This is a genomic window from Methylobacterium sp. GXF4 (assembly GCF_000272495.1).
GTDB lineage: Bacteria > Pseudomonadota > Alphaproteobacteria > Rhizobiales > Beijerinckiaceae > Methylobacterium > Methylobacterium brachiatum.
In genome coordinates, this window is sequence record NZ_AKFK01000097.1 from 1 (window position 1) to 9,709 (window position 9,709).

Annotated in this window: 10 protein-coding genes; 1 reads left to right on the plus strand and 9 read right to left on the minus strand. The window is 69.0% G+C overall.

The window, feature by feature from the left end:
- The 8 genes from WYO_RS32040 to WYO_RS26660 all read right to left on the minus strand — a co-directional run.
- A partial coding sequence (locus tag WYO_RS32040) for a hypothetical protein (protein ID WP_210160733.1) occupies positions 1-225 on the minus strand: 225 nt, incomplete at its 3' end.
- Between the two features lie 52 nt (positions 226-277).
- On the minus strand, positions 278-1,354 hold the full coding sequence (locus WYO_RS26630; RefSeq protein ID WP_007568585.1) for a P1 family peptidase: 1,077 nt from the start codon (positions 1,352-1,354) through the stop codon (positions 278-280).
- A complete protein-coding gene (gsiD, locus tag WYO_RS26635) occupies positions 1,351-2,253 on the minus strand; it encodes a glutathione ABC transporter permease GsiD (RefSeq protein ID WP_007568587.1) in 903 nt (300 codons plus the stop codon). The genes WYO_RS26630 and gsiD overlap by 4 nt, the downstream gene beginning before the upstream one ends.
- Before the next feature lie 7 nt (positions 2,254-2,260).
- A complete protein-coding gene (gene gsiC / locus WYO_RS26640) occupies positions 2,261-3,181 on the minus strand; it encodes a glutathione ABC transporter permease GsiC (RefSeq protein ID WP_007568589.1) in 921 nt (306 codons plus the stop codon).
- Between the two features lie 105 nt (positions 3,182-3,286).
- Positions 3,287-4,834, minus strand: coding sequence for a glutathione ABC transporter substrate-binding protein GsiB (gsiB, locus tag WYO_RS26645; RefSeq protein ID WP_244424319.1), 1,548 nt, complete (start codon positions 4,832-4,834; stop codon positions 3,287-3,289).
- 31 nt (positions 4,835-4,865) lie between these two features.
- Complete coding sequence (locus WYO_RS26650) at positions 4,866-6,779, minus strand: dipeptide ABC transporter ATP-binding protein (protein ID WP_007568593.1); 1,914 nt, start codon at positions 6,777-6,779, stop codon at positions 4,866-4,868.
- An 8-nt stretch (positions 6,780-6,787) separates the two neighbouring features.
- The gene (locus WYO_RS26655) at positions 6,788-7,765 is read right to left on the minus strand and encodes an isoaspartyl peptidase/L-asparaginase (protein ID WP_007568595.1); all 978 of its coding nucleotides are present in this window, start codon (positions 7,763-7,765) and stop codon (positions 6,788-6,790) included.
- Complete coding sequence (locus tag WYO_RS26660; RefSeq protein WP_007568597.1) at positions 7,762-8,700, minus strand: MurR/RpiR family transcriptional regulator; 939 nt, start codon at positions 8,698-8,700, stop codon at positions 7,762-7,764. Before WYO_RS26660 ends, WYO_RS26655 begins: the two co-directional genes overlap by 4 nt.
- Here WYO_RS26660 and WYO_RS31835 point away from each other — a divergent pair.
- Positions 8,596-8,811 (plus strand): hypothetical protein, encoded by a 216-nt coding sequence (locus WYO_RS31835; protein ID WP_165486583.1) that lies wholly within the window; start codon positions 8,596-8,598, stop codon positions 8,809-8,811. The genes WYO_RS26660 and WYO_RS31835 overlap by 105 nt on opposite strands.
- Positions 8,812-9,284: 473 nt before the next feature.
- On the opposite strand, the gene WYO_RS26665 is transcribed toward WYO_RS31835, so the two are convergent.
- A partial coding sequence (locus WYO_RS26665; RefSeq protein ID WP_007568599.1) for a tyrosine-type recombinase/integrase occupies positions 9,285-9,709 on the minus strand: 425 nt, incomplete at its 5' end.

The window sequence follows — 9,709 nt, forward strand, 5'->3', positions numbered from 1 at the left end:
CGGACCGGCAGAAATCCACCCTTCTGAGACGTTCAGGCGGGCGTTTCGTGATGGCAGATGCTGGCCGAAAGCGGCGCGTCCGCTTCGAAGAAGGGCCACCGGAAACGCGGACGGGCTAATACCGGCACAACCCTGCTGTTCCGCAATGTTCACGTCGGCCCCGAGAGCGGTCATCAGCAGCCGCGCGCTCGCATTCGGGTTTGCCCGGCGTCGTCTGGACGCCATGATAGATCCCGGCGACGCCCTTGATATCTGTCGAGATCAGGACGAGCATCGCTTAGGCTCCGAGGATACCGGCCCAGCCGGGCAGGAGATCGGTCAGGGCCTCCCGCCGGTGGCCGTCGCGGCCCGTGACCGCCTCGGCCCGCCAGAGGGCGTGGATGATCGCCTGCTCGATCCCGTCCGCGGCGGCCTCGAACAGCGGGTCGAGCGCCGCGTCGTGCAGCAGGGCGGGCGCCGGCATCGGGCGGGCGGGATCTTGCGGCACCGTGTAGGCAGTCGAGAAGGCAAGCGCGATGTCGCCGCTGCCGTGGCCGAACACCGAGCCGGTCCGGGCGAGGCCCGCCCCGGCCCGTAGGGCGAGGCGGCGAAGCTGGCGCGCGTCGAGGGGCGCGTCGGTGGCGAGGATCATGATGATCGAGCCCTTCTCCGGGGGGGCCGCCATGGATTTTAGCTCCCCGCCGGCGACCCGGAGCTGGGCGGCGAGCGGCGCGCCGCAGACCCGGATCTGGGACAGCTTGCCGAAATTCGACAGGACGAGCGAGCCCAGCGTGAACCGGCCCTGCGCGCGCGTGCGGACCCGCCGGGAGGCGGTGCCGATGCCGCCCTTGAGCCCGAAGCTCGACATCCCGCGCCCGGCCCCGACCGACCCTTCCACGACGGCGGCGCCGGCCGCGTCCAGGGCGTCGTGGTAATGGGACGCCTCCACGGCCATGCGCTGAAGGTCGTTGAGGTAGCCATCGTTGCACTCGAAGACGAGTGGGTTCAGCGTCGGCAGTGCGCGCCCGATCTCCGGATTGTCAGCGATCGCGGCGCGGATCTGGGCGGCGGCCACCGCCGGCACCGCGTAGGTGTTGGTTAGGGCGATCGGCGTCTCCAGCACACCGAGCTCCTCGACCTGCATCAGGCCGACGGACTTGCCGAAGCCGTTCAGCACAACGCTGGCCGCCGGAACGCGGTCCCGGTAGGGATCGCCGCCGTGCGGCCGCACGACCGTGACGCCAGTCTGAACGTCGCCCTCGGCCAGCGTGCAATGACCGACCGTCACGCCCGGGACGTCGGTGATTGCGTCGCGCGGACCCCGCGGCAGGCGGCCGACGCGAGGCGCTGGGCGCGGGAGAGCGGCCGGCGTCACAGGCGGTCGATTTTCGGGTCGAGGGCGTCCCGGAGGCCGTCCCCAAGGAGGTTGAAGGCTAGCACCGTGAAGAAGATCGCCAGGCTCGGGAACAGCGCGACGTGCGGCGCCGAAACCATGTCGGCGCGGGCCTCGTTCAGCATGGCGCCCCATTCGGGCGTCGGCGGCTGCGCGCCCATGCCGAGGAAGGACAGACTCGCGGCCGTGATGATCGAGGTACCCAGCCGCATGGTGAAGTAGACCACGATGCCCGAGATCGTGCCAGGCAGGATGTGGCGCAGGATAATCGTCCGGTCGGGAGCGCCGATGCTTCGCGCGGCCTCGATGTAGGTGCTGTTCTTCAGGACCAGTGTCGTGCCGCGCACGAGGCGCGCGAAGGCCGGGACGCTGAAGACCGACACCGCCACGACGACGTTGACGAGCCCGGAGCCCAGGATGGCGACGACGCCGAGCGCCAGCAGGATGCCCGGGAAGGCGAACAGCACGTCGGACATGCGCATGACGATCCGGTCCCACCAGCCGCCGTAGTAGCCAGCTAGGAGACCGAGCACGGTCCCGACGAGGCCGCCGACGGCGACCGAGAGGAATCCGGTCGCCAGGGAGATCCGCGCGCCTTCGACGATGCGGCTCAGGATGTCGCGCCCAAGGGGATCGACGCCGAGCCAGTGCGCGAGCGAGGGCCCCTCGTTGATCCGGTCGTAGTCGAAGTCGTTGACCGGGTCGTAGGGCACGATCCACGGGGCCAGCACAGCCACCACGACCAGCAGGCCGATGAAGCCCAGGGCGACGACAGCGACGCGCTGGCGCCGAAACTTGCGCCAAAATTCCGACCACGGCGTCCGGATGCCGGTGGGGACGGGCGCAACGGTGGGCGCGGCGGGGACGAGGATGTCGGTCACGGCCGGCTCACCTGTAGCGGATGGTCGGGTTGATGAGGCCGTAGAGCACGTCCACAACCAGGTTGATCAGGATGAACTCCAGCGAGAACAGCAGGACTAGGGCCTGGATCACCGGATAGTCGCGCTGGTTGACGGCATCGACGAGCAGGCGACCCATGCCGGGCCAGTTGAACACCGCCTCCACGACGATCGAGCCGCCGAGCAGGAAGCCGAACTGCAGGCCCATCATGGTCACGACCGGGATCAAAGCGTTGCGCAGGCAGTGCTTGGCGATGACAACGCGCTCCTTGAGGCCCTTTGCCCGGGCGGTTCGCACGAAATCCTCGCCGATGACCTCCACGAATGCCGCGCGGGTGAAGCGGGCCATCACAGCGGCCACGGCCGCGCCCAGTGTCAGCGACGGCAGCACGTAGTGCCGCCACGTGTCGGCGCCGACGGTTGGCAGCCAGCCGAGCTCGACCGAGAAGATTTGCATCAGGAGGATGCCGAGCGCGAAGGCGGGAAACGAGATGCCGGACACGGCGAGCGTCATCCCGACCCGGTCGGGCCATTCGTTGCGGTAGACCGCCGAGACGATGCCGATGATCAGCCCGAAGGCGACCGCCCAGGCCATGCTGGTGAGGGTGAGCAGGAGGGTCGGCAGGAAGCGCTCGCCGATCTCGGTCGAGACCGGGCGGCGGGCGCGGATCGAGACGCCGAGATCGCCGCGGGCGAGGTTGGCGAAGTAGCGCACGAACTGTTCCGGCAAGGGCCGGTCGAGGCCGAGCTCTGTGCGCACCAGGGCCACCGTCTGGGCGTCGGCATCCTGCCCGGCCGCCAGCCGGGCCGGATCACCGGGCAGCAGATGGACGAACAGGAAGACCAGCACCGAGACGATCAGCAGCGTCGGCAGCAGCCCGAGGAGCCGCTTGAGCAGGAAGGTCAGCATAGGCTCGCGCCCGGGATCCGGGGTTTTCGTGAGGCGATCGCGCGGGAGCGCCGCGCCGGGATGGCCGTCGATCGGGCCACCCGGCGCAGCGTCCGCGATCGGCGGCTACTGCGCGACAGCGATTTCGCCGGAATCGATGTTGCCGTCGGGCATGACGTACACGCCGGAGAGCCGCGCGGAGGTCGCGTAAAGGTTCTGCTCGGTGACAAGCGGCGCCCAGGGGGCGTCCTTCATCACGATCTCCTGCGCCTTGGCGTAGAGCTCGGCCCGCTCCGCGTCGTTCGTCGAGACCAGTGCCTTAGCGAGGAGGGCGTCGAACTCGGCGTTGCTGTAGTAGGCGGTGTTGTTCAGCTTGGGCGGCCACGCCTCCGTCGCCAGCAGCGGCCGCAGGCCCCAATCGGCCTCGCCGGTGGAGGACGACCAGCCGGCATAGTAGAGGCGGACGCGCGCGGTCTTCGGATCGGGGGCGGTCTGCACCCACTCGGTGCGCTGGCCGGGCTCCAGGGCCAGGGTCTGGACCTTGATGCCGACCTGGCCGAGCTGCTGCTGGAGGAACTGGATCGCCTTCTGGGCGGTGGTGGTGGTGTAGGCGCTCCAGAGGGTCGCCTCGAAGCCGTTGGCGTAGCCGGCCTCCTTCAGGAGTTGGCGCGCCTTGGCCGGGTCGTAGGGCCACGGATCCATCTTGTGGGCGTAGCGCACGCCCTGCGGGACGATGCCCTGCGCGGGGAAGGCGTAGCCCGAGAAGGCGACCTTGGCCAACGCCTCCTTGTTGATCGCGTAGTTGATCGCCTGTCGGACGCGCAGGTCGTCGAACGGTTTCTGCAGCACGTTCATGCTGAGATACCGCTCGATGATCGAGGCGTGGACCTCGATTTTCAGCTTCTTGTTGGATTCGAGCATCTTGGCCTGCTCGTAGGGCAGCGGGAAGGCGAAATCGGCCTCTCCGGTCTGCAGCATGGCGGCGCGGGTGCCGTTCTCGGGCACCGGCTTCCACGTGATGGTGTCGACCTTCGGGAAGCCGGCCTGCCAGTAATCGGCGAACTTGGCACCCTTGACGTAGTCGGTCTGCTTCCAGTCGACGAAGGTGAACGGTCCGGTGCCGACCGGATGGAAGGCAATGTCCTTGCCGTACTTCTTCAGGGCCGTGGGCGAGATGATCGCCGCCGAGGCGTGGGCCAGCGAGTTGATGAACGGCCCGAAGGCCTCCTTCAGGGTGATGCGCAGGCTTGCGGGCGAGAGCACCTCGATCGTCTTGATGCGGTTGAACTGGTTGTACCGCGCGAGGTGATTCTCCGGGTCGAGGACGCGGTCGAGGTTGGCCTTGACCGCAGCGGCATCGAACGTCGTGTCGTCGTGGAATTTGACGCCCTCGCGCAGCTTGAACGTGTAGACGAGGCCGTCTGGCGAGCTCTCGTAGCTCTCGGCCAGGACGTTGCGGACCTTCAGATCCTTGTCGAAGCCGAAGAGGCCCTCGTAGAACGACTTGGTGACGGCGGTCGTGAGCGTCGTGTTGGTGTTGTACGGGTCGAGGGTCTCGGGCTGGCCACTGATCGCCAGGATCGGGTCGCCCGCCGCGGCGGCGGGCGCGGCCGCCACGGCGAGCAGGCCGGCGGCGAGGAGGAAGCGCTCGAACATGGTCAGACCTCGGGGCATGGGACGATCCTGCTGGCGGGGATAGGCGGTGTCAGGCGGCGAGGCCGCCGACCGTGTGGCGGGCGACGAGATGACCGGGGCCGATCTCGACGAGAGGCGCGACCTGCGGCTCGTCGCCGATCGCCCGGACGGGGCTCGGGATCTCGTCGGTCAGGAGCCGGCGGGCGCGCAGGTGCCGGTGGGCCGGGTCGGCGACCGGAACCGCCGCCATTAGCTTGCGGGTGTAGGGGTGCTGCGGGTTCTCGAAGATCGCCCGGCGCGGCCCGATCTCGACGATCTGGCCGAGATACATCACCGCCACCCGGTGGCTGATCCGCTCGACCACCGCCATGTCGTGGCTTATGAAGAGGTAGGCGAGGCCGAACTCCCGCTGGAGGTCGAGCATCAGGTTCACGATCTGCGCCTGGATCGAGACGTCAAGGGCCGAGACCGCCTCGTCGGCGACGATGACCTTCGGGTTTAGGGCGAGGGCCCGGGCGATAGCGATGCGCTGCCGCTGCCCGCCCGAGAACTCGTGCGGGTAGCGCTGGGCCTGGTCGGGGGTCAGCCCAACGCGCTCGAGCAGCCACGCCACCCGCGCCTCGGCCTCGCGGCGCGTTGCGATCCCGTGGACCAGCAGCGGCTCCATGATCGAGAAGCCCACAGTCAGGCGAGGATCGAGGGACGCGTAGGGGTCTTGGAAGATGAACTGAATGTTACGCCGCAGACCGCGGAGCCGGCTGGGGGGCAGGTCGCGGACGTTGCCGCCGTCGAACTCGATCAGGCCGCTCTCGCTCTCCACGAGGCGCAGGAGCGAGCGGCCCGTCGTGGACTTGCCGCAGCCGGATTCGCCCACGAGGGCCAGGGTCTCGCCGGGATGGAGATCGAAGCTGACCCGCTCCACCGCGTGGACGCGGCGGCGCACGCGGTTCAGCAGGCCACCGCGGATGTCGAACCGGGTGACGAGGTCGCGCACCCGCAGGATCGGCCCAGCGCCGGCGCGAACGGTGTCATGGGGCGCGTCGACCGCGGCTGGGGCCGCCTGCCCTGTCGGCTGTTCCCGGGCCTCGGCCCGCAGCAGGTCGAATTTCCGCGGCAGGTCGCTGCCCGCCATGGCGCCGAGCTTGGGCACGGCCGCGAGCAGCGCCCGGGTGTAGGCGTGGCGTGGCGCGGCGAAGAGCGCGGGCGCCGCCCCCTCCTCGACCTTGTCGCCGCGGTACATGACCAGCACGCGGTCGGCGATCTCGGCCACGACGCCCATGTCGTGGGTGATGAAGACGACGCCCATCCTCATCTCGGCCTGGAGGCTGCGGATCAGCTCAAGGATCTGCGCCTGGATCGTGACGTCGAGGGCCGTGGTCGGCTCGTCGGCGATGAGCAGCTGCGGCTTGCAGGATAGGGCCATGGCGATCATCACGCGCTGGCGCATGCCGCCGGAGAGCTGGTGCGGGTAGCGCGTGAGGACGTTGCGCGCCTCAGGGATGCGCACGAGGTCGAGCATCCGCAGAGTTTCGGCCCGGGCGGCGGAGGCGCTCTTCCCCTGGTGGACGCGGATCGATTCCGCGATCTGGTCCCCAGCGGTGAAGACCGGGTTCAGGGAGGTCATCGGCTCCTGGAAGATCATCGCGATCTCGGCGCCGCGGATCGCCCGCATCTTGGCGTTCGGGGCTGCGGCGAGATCGAGGATCTCGCCCGAGTTGCGCCGGAACAGCATCTGCCCGGCCGCGATCCGGCCGCCGCCGTGCTCGACGAGGCGCATCAGGCTCAGCGAGGTCACGGACTTGCCGGACCCGGACTCGCCGACGATCGCCAGGGTCTCGCCGGCATCGACGTGGAACGACAGGTCGCGGACCGCCTCCACGACCCGCTCGGAGGTCGCGAAGCCGACGGTGAGGCCGGTGACGGAGACGACGCGTCCGTCGGGCATCGCGGTGGGAGAGCCGGTTCCGGCTGCGATGGTCGGCATGTCGGATCTCAGCGCGCGGGAGCTGGGACGCGGCGGGACTCGCCGAAGATCGCGGTGGTTGGCGCCTCGCCGGGGCGGACGAGGCCGCGATACATGCCCTCGGTGTTGAACGGCATCGCGACACGGCCGCGCGCGTCGACAGCGATCAGTCCGCCGCGGCCCCCGACCGCCGGGAGCGCGTCCTCGACCACCGCCCGGGCCGCCGCCGCGAGGTCCTGGCCCCCGTAGGCCATGCGCGCGCAGACATCGTGCGCCGCCGCGACGCGGATGAAGGCTTCTCCCGTGCCGGTGCAGGAGACGGCGGCGGTCCGGTCGTCCGCGTAGGTGCCCGCGCCGATCAGCGGCGAGTCGCCGATCCGGCCGGGACGCTTGTTGGTCATGCCGCCGGTCGAGGTCAGGGCGGCGAGATGGCCGTCCCGGTCGAGGGCGACGGCGCCCACCGTGCCGAACTTGCGGGTCTCGTCGAGGGGCCCCGACGCCGTATCGTGGTCGAGGGCGACCTGCCCGGCGGCCAGTGCCCGGCGGAGCTGGTCGCGGCGGGCCTCCGTCGAGAAGAAATCCGGTTCGACCATCTCCAGACCGTGCTGCTCCGCGAAGGCCTCGGCGCCAGCCCCGGCCATCAGGACGTGCTCGCCCGCCCCCATCACCGCGCGGGCGGCGCGGCCGGGCCGGCGCACCCGCGCGACTCCCGCGACGGCACCGGCCCGCAGGGTGGCGCCGTCCATAATCGCGGCGTCGAGTTCGTGGGTCTCGGCGCTGGTGAAGACGGCGCCGTGGCCGGCATTGAAGAGCGGGCACTCCTCCAGGAGGTCGACGGCGCGGCTCACGGCGTCGAGGGCGCTGCCGCCGGCGGCGAGGCAGGCCGCTCCGGCCGCCAGGATCTCGGCGAGGGCCGCGTGAAAGCACGCTTCGCCGGGATCGGCCTGGCCCGACGCGATCGTCCCGGCGCCGCCGTGGATCACGAGTACGGGGCGATGGTCGCTCATGGAACGGTTCCCGGAGGCGGGGTGTCGGGCAGGTCGTCGGTTCCGCCCTGCGGCGGCCAGGCGGCGTAGTCGCGGTCGAGCCAGGGCAGGACGGCTTCCGTCACCCGCGTCGCGGCCGGGACGAGATCCACGGTGGCGTGGGCGAAGGCACTCGCCAGGGCCTCGACGAGGGCCGTCAGGCTGGCATCCGAGGCGGCGAAGTAGTGGCAGTCAGTCTGCACGTAGAGCGCGATCGTAGCGGTGGCGACGAGGGGCGAGTGCGGTCCGTCGGTCAGCGCCAGGACCGCGGCGCCGTGCTTCCGGGCGATCTCGGCCAGCCGCACCGTGTCGGCGAAGTACCGCGGGGTTGCGAGCGCGATGACGAGGTCGTCGGTCGTCAGCCGGCGCAGAGTCCGGGCGGCGAAGCCGGGCCCCTCCAGGGTTGCCAGCAGATGGACGTCCTCGCGGTTGACGTCGAGGTTGCGCGCCAGGATGCCGGCTGGCCAGCTGCTGCTGCCCAGCCCAACAATGTAGACCCGTCGGGCCCGGCGGATCGCCTCGACGGCCTGCGCACAGGTCTGGCCGTCGAGCCCGCGGCGTGTCGCTTCAATGTTGCGGACGATGTCGGCCAAGGCTCCGTCGAGGATGCCGGACGCGGTAGCGGTTTGATCTCGGCCGCCGCGCAGCTTCTCGACCGGTGCGAGCGCCTTCTCATAGCCGAGGACGAGGGCCGCGCGGAACTTTGCGTAGCCCTCATAGCCCACAGCGCGGGCAAACCGATTAGCGGTGGCGACTGAGACGCCGACCAAGTCGGCAAGCTCATTAACGGGCAGGGTCGCAGCGCGCAACGGATGATCAAGGACGAAGCGGGCGACGTCTCGGTGAGCGGAGCTAAGCGCCGGAAACGCTTGCGCGATCCGCTGCGCGACAGACAGCTCCTCATGGTCCGATGCCACGACGCTCCAGCCGATCAAAAATTTTCACTGCTGGGAAGTCTGAGATTTTTTTTGATCACTCGCAAGCGCTTCGATGCTTATTTTCGCGGCACCGGCTGCACAAATCGCTGAACTTTCCGGGCAAATTGGGTCATCTCACTCGTGATCAGATGCGGATCTGGGCTTCGTCCTGCGGCGAGCCGCATAATTTTGGTTCGCGGGCGATCGGTTCATCGGTCCGGAGCGGAGCTTTCGGTGACGCGGTGCGCCACGGGCAGCCTCGCTTTGCGCAGGTCGTGCGTCGCATTGCGGGGGCATTGGGAAGCCACTTTAATCAGTGGCCCAACCGTGATCTCAGCAGCGAGATAGATCTCCGTCGGGTCCGACGAACATGGCGGCCTTGGCGATCGACGCTTGTAACTGTGGTGCGTAGGTCTTGCCTCTACCGCAAGGTCGGGCGCTCGCTCGGCTACAAGTAGATCAGAGTCATCACATCGGGGTCCGCTTTCGGGCAAGGACGAGAGTCCGCTGAATGGTCGAGATGGGCGCACTGCTGCCGGGCTGGTTTCGAAGCCCCTCGACACTGAAGCCGAGAGGCCGAAGTCTCAAATCTCAGTTCCTTCGGCCAGGGTCAGAGCATCCTCGACGTCGACACCGAGGTACCTGACCGTGCTCTCGATTTTTGTATGGCCGAGCAGTATCTGAACAGCACGCGGGTTGCCGGTCCGCTTGTAGATCAACGACGCCTTCGTGCGACGCAGGGAATGGGTCCCATAGTCCTCGCTTCGAAGCCCAATGCCCGAGACCCACTCATCGACCAACCGCGCATACTGCCTCGTGCTGATGTGCGTGATGCCGTCGAGCCTACTTCGGAAGGCATAGTCGTGGAGCGTTCCGCCCCTGGCCTCCAGCCATGCCAGGATGCTAGTACGAGCAGGTTCGAGCAACTCGAATTGCACCGGCCGGCCGGTCTTGCGCTGAATGACGATGGCCCGACTACGGACCCGACTGACCTGACCGGGTGGCTTTG

Coding starts and splice junctions, on each gene's coding strand:
- WYO_RS26650 (WP_007568593.1), bottom strand. CDS start 6,779: ATGCCGACCATCGCAGCCGGAACCGGCTCTCCCACCGCGATGCCCGAC.
- gsiB (WP_244424319.1), bottom strand. CDS start 4,834: ATGCCCCGAGGTCTGACCATGTTCGAGCGCTTCCTCCTCGCCGCCGGC.
- WYO_RS31835 (WP_165486583.1), top strand. CDS start 8,596: ATGATCAAGGACGAAGCGGGCGACGTCTCGGTGAGCGGAGCTAAGCGC.
- WYO_RS26655 (WP_007568595.1), bottom strand. CDS start 7,765: ATGAGCGACCATCGCCCCGTACTCGTGATCCACGGCGGCGCCGGGACG.
- gsiC (WP_007568589.1), bottom strand. CDS start 3,181: ATGCTGACCTTCCTGCTCAAGCGGCTCCTCGGGCTGCTGCCGACGCTG.